This is a genomic window from Rothia mucilaginosa, from assembly GCF_001548235.1.
In the GTDB taxonomy this organism is placed as follows: domain Bacteria; phylum Actinomycetota; class Actinomycetes; order Actinomycetales; family Micrococcaceae; genus Rothia; species Rothia mucilaginosa_B.
Genome location: NZ_AP014938.1, coordinates 295,759 through 313,470, shown reverse-complemented (window position 1 = coordinate 313,470; position 17,712 = coordinate 295,759). Strand labels below are relative to the sequence as shown.

General features: G+C 58.9%; 14 protein-coding genes and 1 tRNA gene. 11 read left to right on the top strand and 4 right to left on the bottom strand.

Annotation, left to right across the window (positions count from 1 at the left end):
- Nucleotides 1–182: 182 nt before the first annotated feature.
- The 10 genes from RM6536_RS01150 (at nucleotide 183) to RM6536_RS01105 (ending at nucleotide 12,347) form a co-directional block, all read left to right on the top strand.
- Nucleotides 183–1,196 (top strand): segregation and condensation protein A, encoded by a 1,014-nt coding sequence (locus tag RM6536_RS01150; protein WP_060823706.1) that lies wholly within the window; start codon nucleotides 183–185, stop codon nucleotides 1,194–1,196.
- The gene (gene scpB / locus RM6536_RS01145) at nucleotides 1,189–2,193 is read left to right on the top strand and encodes an SMC-Scp complex subunit ScpB (RefSeq protein ID WP_060823705.1); all 1,005 of its coding nucleotides are present in this window, start codon (nucleotides 1,189–1,191) and stop codon (nucleotides 2,191–2,193) included. The genes RM6536_RS01150 and scpB overlap by 8 nt, the downstream gene beginning before the upstream one ends.
- Before the next feature lie 81 nt (nucleotides 2,194–2,274).
- On the top strand, nucleotides 2,275–3,444 hold the full coding sequence (locus RM6536_RS01140) for a pseudouridine synthase (protein WP_060823704.1): 1,170 nt from the start codon (nucleotides 2,275–2,277) through the stop codon (nucleotides 3,442–3,444).
- Nucleotides 3,445–3,462: 18 nt separating this feature from the next.
- Complete coding sequence (locus RM6536_RS01135) at nucleotides 3,463–4,632, top strand: prephenate dehydrogenase (RefSeq protein WP_060823703.1); 1,170 nt, start codon at nucleotides 3,463–3,465, stop codon at nucleotides 4,630–4,632.
- 54 nt (nucleotides 4,633–4,686) lie between these two features.
- Nucleotides 4,687–5,379 carry a (d)CMP kinase gene (cmk, locus tag RM6536_RS09110; protein WP_060823702.1) on the top strand — a complete coding sequence of 231 codons (693 nt, stop codon included), beginning with the start codon at nucleotides 4,687–4,689 and terminating at the stop codon, nucleotides 5,377–5,379.
- Between the two features lie 111 nt (nucleotides 5,380–5,490).
- Nucleotides 5,491–7,071, top strand: coding sequence for a ribosome biogenesis GTPase Der (der, locus tag RM6536_RS01125; RefSeq protein ID WP_060823701.1), 1,581 nt, complete (start codon nucleotides 5,491–5,493; stop codon nucleotides 7,069–7,071).
- Nucleotides 7,072–7,287: 216 nt separating this feature from the next.
- A tRNA-Pro gene (locus RM6536_RS01120) sits at nucleotides 7,288–7,361 on the top strand.
- 581 nt (nucleotides 7,362–7,942) lie between these two features.
- Nucleotides 7,943–9,580 (top strand): L-lactate permease, encoded by a 1,638-nt coding sequence (locus RM6536_RS01115; protein WP_060823700.1) that lies wholly within the window; start codon nucleotides 7,943–7,945, stop codon nucleotides 9,578–9,580.
- A 509-nt stretch (nucleotides 9,581–10,089) separates the two neighbouring features.
- Nucleotides 10,090–11,712 (top strand): L-lactate permease, encoded by a 1,623-nt coding sequence (locus RM6536_RS01110; RefSeq protein ID WP_060823699.1) that lies wholly within the window; start codon nucleotides 10,090–10,092, stop codon nucleotides 11,710–11,712.
- 245 nt (nucleotides 11,713–11,957) lie between these two features.
- Nucleotides 11,958–12,347, top strand: coding sequence for a DUF1304 domain-containing protein (locus RM6536_RS01105; RefSeq protein ID WP_060823698.1), 390 nt, complete (start codon nucleotides 11,958–11,960; stop codon nucleotides 12,345–12,347).
- A gap of 138 nt (nucleotides 12,348–12,485) precedes the next feature.
- On the opposite strand, the gene RM6536_RS01100 is transcribed toward RM6536_RS01105, so the two are convergent.
- Entirely contained in the window at nucleotides 12,486–13,274 is a 789-nt protein-coding gene (locus tag RM6536_RS01100; RefSeq protein WP_060823697.1) for a DNA-3-methyladenine glycosylase I, read from the bottom strand.
- A gap of 213 nt (nucleotides 13,275–13,487) precedes the next feature.
- Nucleotides 13,488–14,099 (bottom strand): methylated-DNA--[protein]-cysteine S-methyltransferase, encoded by a 612-nt coding sequence (locus tag RM6536_RS01095; RefSeq protein WP_060823696.1) that lies wholly within the window; start codon nucleotides 14,097–14,099, stop codon nucleotides 13,488–13,490.
- A 311-nt stretch (nucleotides 14,100–14,410) separates the two neighbouring features.
- Between RM6536_RS01095 and RM6536_RS01090 the strand changes: the two genes are divergently transcribed.
- A complete protein-coding gene (locus tag RM6536_RS01090) occupies nucleotides 14,411–15,052 on the top strand; it encodes a hypothetical protein (RefSeq protein WP_145974228.1) in 642 nt (213 codons plus the stop codon).
- A 110-nt stretch (nucleotides 15,053–15,162) separates the two neighbouring features.
- On the opposite strand, the gene RM6536_RS01085 is transcribed toward RM6536_RS01090, so the two are convergent.
- Nucleotides 15,163–15,468, bottom strand: a complete 306-nt coding sequence (locus tag RM6536_RS01085) for an N-acyl-D-glutamate deacylase (RefSeq protein ID WP_231917976.1) — start codon at nucleotides 15,466–15,468, stop codon at nucleotides 15,163–15,165.
- 668 nt (nucleotides 15,469–16,136) lie between these two features.
- Nucleotides 16,137–17,693 (bottom strand): glycerol kinase GlpK, encoded by a 1,557-nt coding sequence (gene glpK, locus RM6536_RS01080; RefSeq protein WP_060823693.1) that lies wholly within the window; start codon nucleotides 17,691–17,693, stop codon nucleotides 16,137–16,139.
- Between the last annotated feature and the right edge of the window lie 19 nt (nucleotides 17,694–17,712).

The window sequence follows — 17,712 nt, the reverse complement described above, 5'->3', positions numbered from 1 at the left end:
ATCTATACGCCCTCTGCTGAGGTGACTCTCACCCTTGAGTCACACCGGCAGAGGGCGTATAATTGTGTGGATTCTAAAGACCCCCGCACACTACTCGCGCCGAAAATAGGCGAAGTGGAAGCCGCATCTGAGACGGCACCAACGAAGCCGGGGAGAATAAACCTAAGGAGAATAGGTCGTTTATGACCACGAACGTCGCTGCCGTGAGGGTACCGACACCGAACGCAGACACCGCCGCAAACGCCCGGACTGAGGGCCGCGGCCTGCAGAACCCGGAACGCGGTTTCACCCTCACCCTCAGTAATTTTGAGGGTCCCTTTGATCTTCTACTGACCCTGATTTCGCGCCGCAAACTCGACATTACCGAGGTGGCGCTCGCAGAGGTCACCGACGAGTTCCTCGCATACCTGCACGCCCTCTACGCTGAAGGCACCGAACGCGCACTCGACGAAGCCAGCGAATTTCTGGTCACCGCCGCAACCCTGCTGGAACTCAAAACCGCACGCCTGCTCCCGCAGCATCGTGAACCCCTCGAAGAGGACGTTGCACTGCTGGAGGCACGCGACCTGCTTTTCGCCCGTCTGCTACAATACCGCGCTTACCGCGAAGTTGCCGATATTTTTGCTGAACGCTGGGCGCAAGAAGCACAACGTTTTCCTCGTGCGGTAGCCCTCGAAGAACGATTCGCCCAGGCGCTACCCGAGCTGGTGTTCACCGGAGGCGCCGAAGAGTTCGCCCGCATCGCCGCCGCCGCGCTGAGCCGAACCCCCAAAGAGCCCGAGCCGGAACCCGAAGAAATCGTTGAAGAACTCAACGAGCACCTGCACGTTCCGCTGACCACTATCGCGGCTGAAGAACACTACATTCTGCACAGCCTGCTCGATACCGCGGCGCGGGAACTCAGCTTCACCGAACTGGTTCAAGGATCCGGTGAGCTAGAAATCGCGGTGGTTCGTTTCTTGGCGCTACTGGAGCTTTACAAAGAAGGCGCCCTGCACGTAGAACAGGACGCACCGCTCGGAGCCATTCGGGTACGCGCGAGCGCGGCACAATTCGTGATTCGCGAAGAAACTGCAGATGCCGCAGGCGCTCAGGAAGCGCACGAAATCAGTGAAGCGCCTGAATCACCCGAAGTGAACGACTCTGCGAACGAATCTGAAGCTAACACGGAACAGGTAGAGGAGGATTATGAGTAATCACGGCTCACGCTTTGACCGTGAATTCACCCCTGACGACCTTGCCATCGTGAACATGGGCTACTGGGATCCGAACGCAGACGAGGATTCGGAACAGGCCGATTTGGCGCCGGTAGAGGCGGCAGAGGCTGAAATCTCGAAGCCTGCTGAGGCGGAAGCTGAGCCGGCTGAGCATGCGGTATCGGCAGCTCCTTTGGATGAGGTGACCGAAGAAGCTGAGGAGGCTGAAGCCGCTGAAACGGTAGAGGACTCCGATGGTTCCGACATTTCCGACAGCTCCGAGGCACCGCAGGAACCTGCGCCCCACGCAGAGAAGAAACCTGCGAAGATTCCGGCGGGAGGCCCCTCCACCGCACCCAGTGTGGCGGTCGATGCCGAAGCCGAATTCTCCAAGGTCGAGGCAATCCCCGGCGGCGTCAAAAGCGCCATCGAGGCGATCCTCGCCGTTGCCGAAGCGCCCGTGGGCGTCAAAGAACTCTCCGCCGCGCTCATCGTCAGCGAACGAGCTGTTGAGCACGCGCTCGACCAGTTGTACCGCGAGTACAACGGCGAAGAAAGCGGCTACGGAGAAGACGAAAACCGGGTGGCGCCCGAACCGCGCGGATTCCAGCTGCGGAACATCGCAGGAGGCTGGAAGCTCTACGCCCGCGACGACTTCGCCCCCTGGGTGGCACGCTTCGTGACCCGCTCCAAGAGCGCGACCCTCAGCAAGCCCGCCTACGAGACGCTTGCCGTGATTGCCTACCAGCAGCCGGTGACCAGGGCGAGGGTAGCCTCCATTCGAGGCGTAAACGCGGACGCGGCAATCCGTCAGCTGTTGCAACGGCAGCTGATTCGTGAAGCAGGGCGAGAAGCCGGAAGCGGCGCGACCCTCTACGAAACCACGGAGCTGCTGCTGGCGAAGCTCGGGTTGAACTCCCTGGAGGAGCTACCGGCGCTCGCGCCCTTCCTGCCCGATGACACGGAAGCCGCAGTGCTTGCCGAGGGCAACGACTAAGACAACGAATCAATAAGACGAACGAACGTTCTGGAAAAGCCTGAAACGTTCGCACTATACGACAGAAAAGAGAAGAACACCATGGCATATGGAAACTCCTCCCGCGGCGGCCGCTCTGCATCCGGTCGCCCCCAGAACTCCCGCGGTGGCCGTCCCGGCGCTGCTCGTCCCGGTCAGGGCGGTAAGCCCGGCGCTAAGGGCGCATCCGCACGCGGCGGTCGTCCCGGCGCACCGAAGAGCGGCGCAGGCAAGGGCGGCGCAAAGGGCTTCGGCGAGAAGAAGTTCGGTGACAAGAAGTTTGGCGAGAAGAAGTTTGGCGAGAAGAAGTTCGGCGCAGGCCGCGCAGGTCGAGGCCGCGGTACCGAACTGCCCAAGCGCGAACGCCGCGCACCGGGCCGCCCCTACCGCTCCGGTGAAGCCTTCGCAAACGAGCGCGGCGAATACCGCGTCAGCAACTACGCTGGCCCGCACCGCCCCCGCCGCCCCCGCAACGCCCCGGTAGACCACTACGAGTTCTACGACCACGACGGCGTGCGCCTGCAGAAGCTGCTGGCTCAGGCCGGTGTGGCATCCCGCCGCGTCTGCGAAGAAATGATTACCGAAGGCCGCGTCACCGTTAACGGTGAAGTCGTGACCGAGCTGGGTGTGCGCGTGGACCCCTCCAAGGTGACCGTGCAGGTGGACGGCATGACCGTTCAGACCAACGACAAGCTCGTCTACATGGCATTCAACAAGCCCGCCGGCGTGGTCTCCACCATGGAAGACCCCGAAGGTCGCCCCTGCATCTCTGACTTCCTGCGTTCCTCCATGAGCGAGCGCGTGTTCCACGTGGGCCGCCTGGACGTCGAAACCGAGGGTCTGCTGCTGCTGACCAACGACGGTGAACTGGCGAACCGCCTCACCCACCCCTCCTACGAGGTGCCCAAGACCTACCTGGTGCAGGTTCCCGGCCCGATGGAGCCCGGCGTCGGCGCAGCCATGAAGAAGGGTATTCGCCTGGAAGACGGCGTGACTCGCGTGGACGAGTTCAAGCTGGTGGACTCCACTCCCGGCCACGTGCTCGTTGAGGTGACCATCCACTCCGGTAAGAACCGCATCGTGCGCCGTCTCTTCGACGCTGTCGGCTACCCGGTTGAGCGCCTGGTCCGCGTCGAGATGGGCCCGATCCGTATTGGTTCGCAGAAGCAGGGTACCGTCCGTAACCTCTCCAAGGTCGAGATCGGTCACCTGCTCGCTTCGGTCGACATGTAATAACGCTAAGGAGTTGTCATGAGCTTGCCCGCTGAGCTTTCCGCATCTGAGCTGCCCATCGACTCAACACTGACCGGACCGGTGCTCATTATCGGCTCGGGTCTGCTGGGTGCCTCCATTGGTTTGGGGTTGCGTGCGGCAGGATGCGAGGACGTGTACGTCCAAGATATTTCACCCACCGCCGAGGCTGTGGCGCAGGATATCGGTGCCGGTACAAGCTTCTCCACCCTGTCGGAGGAGGAACGCGCCGCGTTCGCCCCGCAGCTGGTGGTGGTGGCTGCGCCTCCGGATAGTGCCGGTGCCGTGTGCGCTCGCGCGTTGAACACCTATGCGCCTCGACCGGAGGCGGGCTACCCCGGCGCCGTGGTGACGGATGTTGCCTCGGTGAAGGTGCAGCCGCTGGCTGATGTGCTTGCCTCGGGTGCGGATGCGTCCCGTTACGTGGGTTCGCATCCGATGGCTGGACGTGAGAAGTCTGGCCCGGTGGCTGCTCGCGGTGAGCTGTTCCAGGCGCGTCCGTGGATCATCTGCGAGCACAATTCGGTTCGCCCCGAGTGTGTGCGTCTGGTGCGTTCTGTGGCGGTGGAGCTGGGCGCGATTGTGACTTCTCTGGGCGTTGAGGAGCATGATCAGACGGTTGCCCTGATTTCTCATGTGCCGCAGGCGATGAGCTCGCTGTTGGCTTCGCGTCTGCAGGACACTCCGCTGTATGCGCTGTCCCTGGCGGGTCAGGGTTTGCGCGATACGGTGCGTATTGCGGCTTCAGACCCGACGCTGTGGGTGCAGATTTTTGCGGCGAACGCTGACCCGATTGTGCAGACTCTCTACGGTGTGCGTGATGACCTGAACCGCCTCATCGCGACGCTGGAGAACCCGACGGCTTCCGGCGCTCGCCTGGATTTGGCGCAGCTGATGAGCGAAGGCAACGCGGGCGTGAGCCGTATTCCGGGTAAGCACGGTACTGCCCCCGCCGCGTTCGCAAAGATGACGGTGCTGGTGGACGACACCCCCGGCACGCTGGCTCGTTTGCTTGCCGAGATTGGTGAGTTGGGTGCGAACCTTGAGGATTTGCGTCTGGAGCACTCGACGGGTGCCCCGGTGGGTATGGCTGAAATCTCGGTCAATCCGTCTATTCATGAGGCGCTGGTCCGCGATTTGTCGGCTCGCGGTTGGCGTGTTGTGAAGTAGAGTTAAAGCTGTATTTTCCGGCATAAAGTTTGAGACGAATTTTAAGGAGTGCTGATGCACGAGAACCCTAAACTGACGATTGCTATTGACGGTCCCTCCGGTTCCGGTAAGTCGTCTGTGTCTAAGGAAGTTGCACGCCACTTTGGCCTGGCGTACCTGGACACCGGTGCAATGTACCGTGCCGCAACCTACCGTGTGCTGGAACTTGGCATTGACCTGAACGACGCTGAGGCGATCGCGAAGGCTGTCGAGGAGATGCCCCTGGTGTTCGGTACGAACATTAAGGAAGAAGAGATTCTGATGGGTTCGACCGATATCCGTGAGGAGATTCGTAGCGAGCGCATTTCTTCGGCGGTGTCTGCTGTGGCTTCGGTTCCGGCGGTTCGTGAGCACCTGATTGGCCTGCAGCGTTGGATGATTGACCACGCTATTAACGGCATGGTCGCTGAGGGCCGCGACATCACCACCGTGGTCGCTCCTGACGCTGATGCGCGCATCCTGCTGACTGCTTCTGAAGAGGTGCGCATGGCGCGCCGTGGCCTGGAGAACGCGGAGAAGTCCGGCGCTTCGGGTGACTTGAGCAAGCAGATCGCTGAGCGTGATGCGAAGGATTCGAAGGTCAATAACTTTATGGAAGCTGCCGAGGGCGTGACCCTGGTGGACAGCTCGGATCTTGATTTTAATGCGACGGTCTCTGCAGTGATTAACGCTGTGAATGACCAGTTGAAGGCGAAGCGCGCGGGTTAGGCCCCGCCGAAACGCTGGGGGAGTGGTGCATCCGCTCCCGATAAGACGTTGAGCCGCGCTCGCGTGCTGACCTACGGGTTGGGCGCGGGGCGGGTAGAGAAAGGAATGCGCATGGCTGAGGACGCTATCCGCGACGATTACGAAGAGAAGTACCTGGGCGGTGGCGAGGACGACGTTACCGAGCGCCTCGCTGAGATTGATGATGAGACCGCTGACCAGCGTGCTCAGGCTCTGCTTGAGGGCCTTGAGGATTACGACCTGGATGAAGAGGACCGCGCCCTGCTGGGTGCCTGGGGCTTCGACATTGAGGAAGAGGAAGAGCAGCTCGCTGATCCGGTAGTGGCGATTGTTGGCCGCCCGAACGTGGGTAAGTCGACCATCATTAACCGTATTCTGGGCCGCCGTGAAGCGGTGGTTGAGGATAAGCCGGGTGTGACTCGTGACCGCGTGTCTTATAAGGCTGAGTGGCTGGGTAAGAGCTTCACCCTGGTTGATACCGGTGGTTGGGAGTCTGACGCCCGCGGTATTGATGCTCAGGTTGCTGAGCAGGCTGAGATTGCTGTGGAGCAGGCCGATGTTGTGGTCCTGGTGGTGGACGCCCGTGTGGGTGTGACCGCTTCGGACGAGCAGATTGTGCGTATGCTGCGCCGCGTGAAGAAGCCGATCATTCTGATTGCTAACAAGATTGACGATGCTCACCTGGAGCCGGAGATTTATAACCTCTGGTCGCTGGGTATGGGTCAGCCGTTCCCGGTGTCGGGTCTGCACGGCCGCGGCCTGGCGGATGCTCTGGACGAGATCCTTGAGGTCATGCCGGAGCACTCGCAGTTCGCTCAGCCGGAGGCGCTGGGTGGCCCGCGTCGTGTGGCTCTGGTGGGTCGCCCGAACGTGGGCAAGTCCTCGCTGCTGAACAAGCTGGCTGGTTCTGAGCGTGCCGTGGTGAACGACCTGGCTGGTACGACTCGTGACCCGATTGACGAGATTATTGAGCTGGGCGGCTACCCCTGGCGTTTCGTGGATACGGCGGGTATTCGCCGTCGCCAGCACATGGCTAAGGGCGCGGAGTTCTACTCTTCGCTGCGTACTCAGACTGCTCTGGAGCGTTCTGAGGTTGCCGTGGTGCTGCTGGACGTTTCCGAGCCGATTTCTGAGCAGGATGTGCGTATTGTGCAGACTGTGATTGATTCGGGTCGTGCAATGGTCCTGGCATTCAACAAGTGGGATACCCTCGATGAGGATCGCCGCGACATGCTCGAGCGTGAGATTGAGCGCGACCTGGCGCACGTGCAGTGGGCTCCTCGCGTGAACATTTCGGCGAAGACCGGCTGGCACAAGGACAAGCTGGTGCCCGCCCTGGAGCGCTCGCTGGAGTCGTGGGATTCGCGTATTCCGACCGGTCGCCTGAACGCGTTCCTGGGCGAGATTGTGGCCGCGCATCCGCACCCTCTGCGTGGCGGTAAGCAGCCGCGTATTCTGTTCGGTACTCAGGTGTCTTCGCGTCCGCCGAAGTTCGTGCTGTTTACGACCGGTTTCTTGGATCCGGGTTACCGCCGCTTCATTACGCGTCGTCTGCGTGAGACTTTTGATTTCACGGGTACTCCGATTGAGATTTCGATGCGTGTGCGTGAGCGCCGCTCCCTGGGTGAGCGTCAGAGCGCGAAGGCTAAGAAGGGTAAGGGCGGCCGCCGCTAGTAGCGGGGATGTGCCTGCCCGATGCCGTGGTGCTGGGCTGATCCCTTGCTAGGCTTGGCCCCCACGTGCTGGATTCTGTGCAGAAAATCTGCGCGAGAAAGATTTTTAAGATTTTTTCTAAAAATGGGGATTCTGGCTTGCGTGGGGGTTGAAAGCCCGGTATAGTTATTCGAGTGTTCAGGGGAAACCTTGAAAACAATATCGTGAATAACGAATCGGGTTGTGGCGCAGCTTGGTAGCGCACTTGACTGGGGGTCAAGGGGTCGCAGGTTCAAATCCTGTCAACCCGACAGATAAAGCTCCGGAAGGTTTTTCCTTCCGGAGCTTTTTTGTATGCCGTTTAGGGGTTCGCGGGGTTTGATAGTTTGAGCGGTTTGTAATCAGGATATGCTCTGTGTGTACTGCCGAAAGCGCCGGGGTGCTGTTTCTTCCTTGAAATAGCGGGGGAGGGGGCTGGATGAGCCCTCAACCCGGGGTGGGCTTTAGGTTAGGTTGCAATTATGAGCTTGAATCTAAATGTTGGAATATGCCCGATTTTGTGGGTGTTAAGTGGTACATTGGGTACACAAGGAATTGCGTTTTTGGGATTAAGGATTCATTGTCCTGACCCTGAAATTCCCTTGACAAATCAAGGAATATTTAGGTTTTTGTGACAAAAACGCCGTTTCAACACGCTAAATTTCATAGCCGCAAAACCAACACGAACCCAAGTGAAGGCATATATCCCAAGGGATAGCGTCCTTAACGCATCAAACAGCTAGGTGCACGCACCTACAACACACGGCACACACGCCGCCACAAGCGTTGCTGGGAAGGTTTTACGGCACAACTCGATCCCGCCCCCGTGGGCTGGAAAGGAACACAGTACATCATGTGGCAGCAAGTCTACGACCCGCTGAACTCGAGCGCACTCTCCGCACTCGTGGCAGCAGTCCCGATTATTTTCTTCCTTCTGGGCCTCACCGTCCTGAAGCTCAGCGGTATTAAATCTGCCGTTATCTCCCTCGTCATTGCACTGGTTATCGGTTGCGCCATCTTCGGCATGCCCGTCACCGCAGGTGCAGGCTCCATCCTCTACGGCTTCCTCTCGGGCATGTGGCCCATCGGCTGGATCGTGCTTATGGCAGTGTGGCTCTACCGCATTTCCGTGCGTTCTGGCGGCTTTGAAATCGTCCGCTCCTCCATCTCCTCCATCTCTACCGACCAGCGCATCCAGATGCTACTGATCGCATTCTGCTTCGGTGGCTTCCTCGAAGGCGCTGCAGGCTTCGGTATCCCGATTGCTATCTGTGCTGCACTGCTCGTGTCCCTGGGCTTCAACCCGCTCAAGGCTGCAATGTTCGCACTGATTGCTAACGTGAGCTCCGGTGCATACGGCGCTATCGGTATCCCCGTGACCACCGCAGCAACCCGCGGTGGCGTGGACCTGCACGCACTGTCCATCGAAATGGTCCTGGTTCTCCAGATTATGGCGGCTCTCATCCCCGTACTGCTCGTTGCTATTCAGGACGGTCTGCGCGGTATCCGCGAAGTCGGTCTGGTAGCACTGATCGTTGGTCTGATTTACTCTGGCGGCCAGTCCGTCCTGCTCGCAGCCCTCGGTAACCCCGAGCTCGTCGACATCATCCCGCCGCTGCTGGCTCTGATTGCTCTGGCACTCATCATGCAGAAGTGGCAGCCCAAGCACATCTTCCGCGAGCCCACCGCTCCCTCCCTGGAAGAAGTTCAGGCTCAGCAGAGCACCAAGCACACCGGTGGCGAAATCCTCAAGGCATGGAGCCCCTTCGTCTACCTGTCCGTCGTGATTCTGCTCTGGTCCACCGCTCTGAAGCCCGTCTTCGCCGCTAAGGGCGCGCTCGGCTTCACCAACGTCACGTTCTCCCTGCCCTGGCTGCACCAGAGCATCTCGCAGGCGGCACCGATCGTTGCAACCCCCAAGCCTATTGACGTGACCTACACCTGGAACATTGTGGGCGCATCCGGTACCGCAATTCTGGTGGCTGCCATCATCACCATCCTGACCTCCTCCATCAGCTGGGGCGAGGCTATCGAGGAACTCGGCGCAACCTGGAAGCAGCTGCAGACCCCGATCCTCATGATCTGCCTGGTCATGTCCGTTGCTAACGTCATGAACTACGCGGGTATGATTACCTCCATCGCACTGGCTGTTGCCGCTGTGGGTGCTATCTTCCCGCTGCTGTCCCCGATCATCGGTTGGATTGGCGTGTTCGTGACCGGCTCCGTGGTGAACAACAACATCCTCTTCGCTGGCCTGCAGGCTACCACCGCACAGCAGATTGGCGTCAGCCAGACCCTGCTGGTTGCATCTAACACCGCCGGTGGTGTGATGGCGAAGATTGTTTCCCCGCAGTCCATCGCAATTGCAGCGGCTGCTGTGAACAGCTCCGGCGAGGAATCCAAGATTACCTCCATGGCGATCAAGTACAGTGCAGCACTGCTGGCTATCACCTGTGTTTGGGTTTACGTCCTGTCCCTGGTTGTTTCCTAAACAGCGTGAAGCTCCGATGCGTGTAGCCCGCTCTGGTTGAGAGTGAGGCGCCGCAATACGGTCTGTATCAAGCCCCCTTCTACTTCGGTAGGAGGGGGCTTTTACGTTATCTAGGCTTGTTAGGGGCGTGCGGTGGGATGCGCGGCTGATGGCTCGAAGGAGAGCGGTTAGGGGGGGCGAATACCGGGGAGCGTAAATATGCACATAAATATCGTTTGTGCACACTTAAGGTTATCCTATCCTGAACTCATGGGGGAGACCTGATAGCTTAGACAGATAAAGTCACAAGCACCTAGTTAGCGGGAATAATCCCGCTTTCTTTCAGTTAAAACCAGGGAACAACTTCAGCCCCTGGGAACTGATGACCATAACGCTTCACCGATGGGTCACTCCGCCACATAGCGGAGGAACCCATCGGTTTTATGCGGCCTAGCGCTTCCATACAGCACAGGAGCCGTATCGGAAGAAGCAACCGCAACAACGCACAGACCGAAAGGAACACCCGCCCTATGTGGCAGCAAACCTATAACCCGCTGAACTCGCCGGTGCTCTCCGCACTGGTCGCAGCAGTACCCATCATCCTCTTCCTGCTGGGCCTGACCCTCCTGAAACTCAGCGGCCTCAAGTCAGCACTGCTGACCCTCGGCACCACCCTCATCATCGGCTGCGCCGTCTTCGGCCTGCCCATCACCGCAGGTGCCGGCTCCATCCTCTCCGGCTTCCTCTCGGGCGCATGGCCCATCGGCTGGATCGTGCTCATGGCGGTGTGGCTTTACCGCATCGCCGTGCGTGCCGGTAACTTCGACATCGTGCGCGCCTCCGTCTCCTCCATCTCGAACGACCAGCGCATCCAGGTGCTACTGATTGCCTTCTGCTTCGGCGGCTTCATCGAAGGCGCGGCAGGCTTCGGTATCCCCATTGCTATCTCCGCGGCACTGCTGGTGTCCCTGGGCTTCAACCCCCTCAAGGCGTCAATGCTGGCGCTGGTAGCCAACGCCGCATCCGGCGCCTACGGCGCTATCGGTATTCCCGTGACCACCGCAGCTAAGGTCGGCGGCCTGGACACCGCACACCTGTCCGCGGGTATGGTCCCGGTACTGCAGATTTTCGTGGCAATCGTGCCGGTACTGATGGTCGCCATCCAGGACGGTATGCGCGGCATCCGCGAAGTCGGTCTCGTAGCGCTCATGACCGGTGTCATCTTCTCCGGCGGTCAGGCAGCTATCCTGATGCTGCTCGGCTCTCCCGAACTGGTCGACATCATCCCGCCACTGCTGTCCCTGGTGGCGCTGGCACTCGTCATGCGTTCCTGGCAGCCCAAGCACATTTACCGTGAACCTACCGCTCCCAGCCTCGAAGAAGTTCAGGCGCAGCAGGGCGTCAAGCACACCGGCGCTGAGATTGTTAAGGCATGGAGCCCCTTCATCTTCCTCTCCGCAACCATCCTGCTCTGGTCCACCGCGCTCAAGCCCGTGTTCGCAACCACTGGTCCGCTGGGTGCCGCAACCCTGGCGTTCCCCATCCCCGGCATCCACGAGGCAATCGTCACCGGTGCCGGTAAGACCGTGACCGCAATGTTCTCATGGAACACCCTGGGCGCATCCGGCACCGCAATTCTGGTGGCGGCACTCATTACCGTGCTGACCTCGAAGATTAGCTGGGGCGAAGCCTTTGAAGAACTCGGCGGCACCTGGAACCAGCTGAAGATGCCGATCCTCATGATCTGCCTGGTCATGTCCGTTGCAAACGTGATGAACCACGCCGGTATGACCACCTCCATCGCCCTGGCGCTCGCGGCAGCCGGCCCGGTCTTCCCTCTGCTGTCCCCGATCATCGGTTGGATTGGCGTGTTCGTGACCGGCTCCGTGACGAACGCTAACGTGCTCTTCGCGGGCCTGCAGTCCACCACCGCAGCCCAGATTGCTGTTGACCCGACCCTGCTCGTTGCCGCAAACACCGCCGGTGGCGTGATGGGTAAGATCGTCTCCCCGCAGTCCATCGCAATCGCGGCGGCCGCAGTAAATAGCGCTGGCGAGGAATCGAAGATTACCTCCATGTCCATTAAGTACAGCGCTATTCTGCTGGGCCTGGTCTGCGTCTGGTCCTTCGCTCTGTCGCTCATGATGGGCTAAAGACCGATACCGGATTCGGCGTAACCCTGCATACGAAACCCCTCGATGAGAACCCTGCAATTTTCCCTGCAGAAGACAAATCGAGGGGTTTCACGCATATTCAGGGAAGTTCCAACAGGCCGGGAAGAGGCGTAGAATTACTTCTTGTGCTTGCTCCTGCATGATTCTGCACATCACCACAGATTGTGCTCAGAAGAAAGAACGGGCAGGTGCCTAATAGAACACCTACTGCTTAAGGAAAAACAATGCAGACGCTCGCAACGATTACCACCGTCTTTGCATTCGTAGCAATCGCTATTCACGTGTACATCTGGATTATCGAATCATTCCTGTGGACTAAGCCCAAGGGCCGCGAAACCTTCGGCATGACCGAAGAATTTGCCGAGTCCACTAAGGAGATGGCGGCAAACCAGGGCCTGTACAACCTGATGCTCGCCTGGATCGCAGCAACCGGTCTGCTCGCCTTCTGGTTCGGCTCCCCGCAGGTGGGCGTGGCACTCATGTTCGCAGGTCTGGGCTCCATGGCGGTTGCCGGTGCCTACCTGTTCCTCACCTCCCCGGATAAGCGCAAGCCGGCACTGATTCAGCTGACCCCGCCGCTGCTGTCCCTGATCTTCCTCTTCGTGATGCTCTAATCCTGCGACGATTTGATTCTGCGACAATCTAGCTCAGGGCGGAAGCTCTCGACGCATCGAAGCCGCATGCTTACTTCACCGAAGTGGCATGCGGTTTTTCTCTGCCCGCGCGCGCCTTCGTGTCAGAGGCTCGAGGGTTTAGGCGAAAAGACCCGAACAGCCGCGCCGATGCGAGCCCACCAGGTGTGCATCCACCATGCCGACCGCGCACATGAGCGCATAGGCGGTCACCGGACCCAAAAATACTCCACCCAGTGCCTTAAAAGACTTGGCAAGAAGCGCGGACTCGAGCGTATCGGTAGGAATATCCTCCAGCGTATGCGGTGCGATCGTCTCGCTCGGCGCGAAGGACCACAGCCACGCTGGCAACCCGACCGGTACCCGCGTGCCGTCAGGCAGGATGCGTTCGCGCATCCGGTTCAGGTCTTCATTGCTGAGGGTACGAACTCGACGACGGCGGGTGTTTGCCGTCTCAAGGCTATCCGTATTGGTCGGGGTAGAAGTGGGAATGATGAGGGGAAGGCGAATATCCTCCGCGTAAGTCTCATGCGGCACGGCGGCAAGCTCACGCATCCGAATGGTCAGCCGCGCATTGGAGATAACCGCGCGAATCTTCCGCTCATTACGGATGATGCCCTCATCCTGAAGGAGTCGCGCAACATCCCGGTCGGTGAAGGCAACCACGCGTTCGGGATCGAAACCCTCGAAAGCGCGACGAAATGCTTCGCGGCGGGCAAGAATTGTTCGCCAGGAGAGCCCCACCTGAAAAGCCTCGAGGCTCAGGGCTTCGAAGAGTCCCCGCTCATCGGTGATGGGCATGCCCCATTCGGTGTCGTAGTAGTCGCGCAGAAGTTCGTCGGTTACCCACGTGGGGTAGCTCGGGGTGTTTTCGAAGGATTTGGCGGGAATATTGGGTTGCGAGGTCATGGTTTCTCCTCTCTGATATTGCTGAGCTGATCCGAGTATTTCGGAAGCATGTTCTACTTAAACATTAGCTCTAGCAAGAGCGAATCGCAACTATATTCGATTACATGTCGTGTTGTGGGTCAACAAAACCGAAAACAGGTACGAAAAAAGGTGGGGTACGCACCCAGTGTATACCCCACCCCGTCATAAGCCTCGAAGACTAGCCGATAGACGCTAGAAGAGCCGCGCCTCCCGCACCTCTTCCGGCTCCTCCAAATCGAGGAGGAACTGCTTACGCTCAACCCCGCCAGCGTAACCGGTCAGACTACCGTCAGCACCAATAACGCGATGACAGGGAATCATAATAGAAACCTTATTGCGGCCGACCGCCTGACCCACAGCCTGCGCCGGGGCACCCGGGCCAACCGCACGCGAAATCTCGCCGTAAGTGGTGGTGTACCCGGCAGGAACAGTCTTCAGATGCTCCCACACGATCAGCTGAAAGTCGGTGCCCTCAGGATCTAACGGCAACGTAAAAGAAGTGCGCTTGCGCTCAAAATACTCGGAAAGCTCTACCTCAGCGCGAGACAGCAACTGCGCCGCAGCATACTCGCCGGCAGGCTCTTCATCCTCCGCCGTGCCGTGCTCCCGCAGATAGGTTTCGGGATTTTCGATCAGCTCACCGAGCTCATGGGGGAGAGGAAAATGCGCCTGATCCTCGTACCAGATGCCCACAATCGCATCCGCGCGGGCGGCAATGTAGAGCACGCCGATGGGGCTCGAGTAGCGAGTGTGCCAGCGCGTGAACGCTTCCGGCGGCTGCGGCGAATCGGTCGCTTTGGTCATGCTCTTCCTCGTTGGCTCGTGGGTGTGTACTGCAGATGGTATTAGGGGCAAATATCCCTTTCAACCATCATAGGGGAGGGGCGCCTCCGTACCGTACCCGTGCCGGGTTTTGTCTATAATTGACCGCAATGTATGAGATGTATGCACCACCGTTGAAATATCTCAGGATGCCTGCCAATTTTGATTGAGCCCGAAGAGCTGGCATTCTGTGAAGTACACACCGATACACCGCAATTCAATACTCCGGCTTCTCCACCCCGCACCGGGTGGGGGTGACCTGTGTTTCTCGTGCCTTACCGATGGGTTCAACGATGACTGAAATTGCAAGGAGAAACATGGAAGACCTGAAAGATATCCGCCGGCAACTCAACGAAAACCCGGAGAGCCGAGAGCTCAATAACCGTTACGCGCAGGCGTGCCTCGACATCGCGAAAGAATATACCGTTATGTCCCAGGGACATATCTTTATTTGCTCGCCCTCAGATCTTGAAGCCGTACAGTACGTCATGGCCAAGATCCCTGATGCTTCGCATCTAGACGGTGAAACCTTGCAGGAATACAAACGTCTGAAGAGAGCTGTTACCCAGGCCCGTATGAATAGAGGTAGGCCCGGTAGCATGATGGGCATTTACTATGCCATCATCCTTTTTATAGTGATGCCTATAATGGCGGTACCAATCCTTGCGCTGTGGGAGCTCACCGCGGGGAGCACCTCAGACCATACCCGCGACCCGAAAGTCCTCATCTTTCTGATTCCTGTCGCTCTCATTACCGCTGCGCTCATCTGGGTTGGGTGGCTTGTTGAACGAATCCCCGGCTGGAAATATAATGCTCTTATCGTTCAAGAGAACAAGAAGATAGAACTAGCCAGAGCCGAAGCTGAATCGCGTCAAAGCGCTGAATCGAACCGTTCAGACATGGTTGCAGGACCGGACTCTGAACCGCAATCTTAAAGTAAATGTGCCGCCTCACCGGTATCAGTGAGGCGGCACATTTATGCTGTCTAAGGCTAGAGAAGCTCGCTACTTAGCGGCTGCCCTGTCAGAATTACGCTCCGTCAGAATTACGCGCGGTCAGCGTTGCCCTCCGTGTGGTGCAGATGCGGCAGGTGAGTCGAGTGCAGGTCGTGACCGAGCACATCGTGCGCGTCCGGGTCCTCGTTCGGGAGCACGTGTGAGTACTTGGAGTAGTAGCGGTACAGCGCGTAGGCGCCAATCACAGTCAGTACGATAGCAACGCCCAGAGCCCACGGTACAGCTGCGGGAGAATACATAACGGAGAAGAGCACTAACAGCCAGGAGAGAGCAGCTGCAAGTACCGAAACGTTCATAGCAATAATTGCAAGCTTACGGCGACGGACATCAACCATAATCGGTGCGGGAAAACCCGCTCCCTCCTTCCAACGGAGCCTCTCTCCGTTCTCATGAGCACCGGAAGGTGCCAGATACGTAACCAACCGCCATCTTCGGCGGCCAGATTAGAATCAATAAGCCTATATATCTATGATACGGCGCTTGAAGTGGACATCAAAGGCAAACAAACGCTGTTAGACCAACCCCACATAACAGGTGAACGGGTATCTCAACAAGAGGCATAAAACGAGTGATTTTTACGGTGAGAACTGCAATAAGAGAAGCGATTCCCCACTTGTCGTTAACGCAGAGAAGCCTGTAACAAGAGCTAAAAGTCCGTCCGCCGCGGTACGTGAAGCACCACGGCGGACGGGAACGTAAATAAAGTATCAGCGCGAATCGTCGATTCCTGTCAGGACAGCGCATGAATATGTCGCGTACGCGTCCTGTGCGGTACTGACACCTCACGAACAACACCGCGCCAGGTGATCGGCGGAAGATACCAAATTTACAAAAACCAACGGTACCCTAGCACTAATTTTTGTAGAAATTACGCCGCAATAAACGCTGAATTGAGCGTCATAAAACAGCGAAAAGCCCCGGCTGCTTCAACCCCATAGCGGGGGAGAAGCAGCCGGGGCGTCGCTAGTACGCGGGCCGTGCCGTTAGGCAACGGGTGCTGTGATTAGGCGGTCGGAACGTCCTCGTCAACCCACTCGAGGGTGCGGGAGACAGCCTTCTTCCACAGGCGGTACTGGCGGTCAACCTCTGCGGGCTCCATGGAGGGCAGCCAGCGCTTGTCCTCAGCCCAGTTGTCCACAACGTCCTGCTCGCCGGTCCAGAAACCAACAGCGATACCTGCAGCGTATGCTGCGCCCAGAGCGGTGGTCTCAACAACCTTCGGGCGGATTACGGGAACGCCGAGGATGTCAGCCTGGAACTGCATGAGGAACTCGTTAGCGGTCATGCCGCCGTCCACGCGCAGCTCGGAGAGCTCAACACCGGAGTCAGCGTTCATTGCGTCGAGAACCTCGCGGGTCTGGAATGCGGTTGCTTCCAATGCCGCACGCACGATGTGTGCACGGTTCACGTAGCGGGTCAGACCAACGATCACGCCGCGAGCGTCGGAACGCCAGTGGGGTGCGAACAGGCCGGAGAATGCGGGAACAACGTAGCAGCCACCGGAGTCCTTGACGGAGGTAGCCAGTTCCTCAGACTCTGCAGCGTGCTCAATCATGCGCAGGTTGTCGCGCAGCCACTGGATCAGGGAGCCGCTCATTGCGACCGAGCCTTCCAGAGCGTAGACGGGTGCTGCGTCGCCAATCTTGTATGCGACGGTGGTCAGCAGACCGTTGTTGGAGAAGACGGGCTCGTTGCCGGTGTTCATGAGCATGAAGTTACCGGTACCGTAGGTGTTCTTCGCCATGCCCTTCTCGAAGCAGGCCTGGCCAAAGGTGGCAGCCTGCTGATCGCCCAGGATACCGGCAATCGGGGTGCCGTTAAGCAGACCGGTTGCGCGGCCGAAGCCGTACACCTCGGAGGAGGACTTGATTTCGGGCAGCATGCTCATGGGGATGCCCATGTCTGCAGCGATCTGCGGATCCCATTCGAGGGTGCGGATGTTCATCAGCAGGGTACGGGATGCGTTGGTTACGTCGGTGACGTGAACGCCGCCGTCAACACCACCGGTCAGGTTCCAGACCAGCCAGGTGTCGGTGTTGCCGAAGAGCAGGTCGCCGCGTTCTGCGCGCTCGCGTGCGCCTTCAACGTTGTCCAGGATCCACTTGATCTTGGGGCCGGAGAAGTAGGTAGAGAGGTTCAGGCCGACGATGTCGTGGTACTTGCCAACGCCCTCTTCGCCTGCGAGCTCTTCAACGATTTCCTGGGTGCGGGTGTCCTGCCAGACGATTGCGTTGTAGACGGGCTCACCGGTGTTCTTGTCCCACACGACGGTGGTTTCACGCTGGTTGGTGATGCCGACTGCAGCGATTTCGTGGTGGTTGACTTCGCCGTTTGCCATAGCCATTGCTACGACCTTACGGACGTTCTGCCAAATCTCGGTTGCGTTGTGCTCGACCCAGCCGGCCTTGGGGAAGATCTGCTCGTGCTCGAGCTGGCCTTGAGCCACGTTCTCGCCCGCCTTGTTGAACAGGATCGCGCGGGAGCTGGTGGTGCCCTGGTCGATGGAGAGGATGTACTTGCGTTCGACGTTGAGGGTTGCGGAGTGCAGAGAAGTCGTCATTGATTTTTCCTTAGAACAA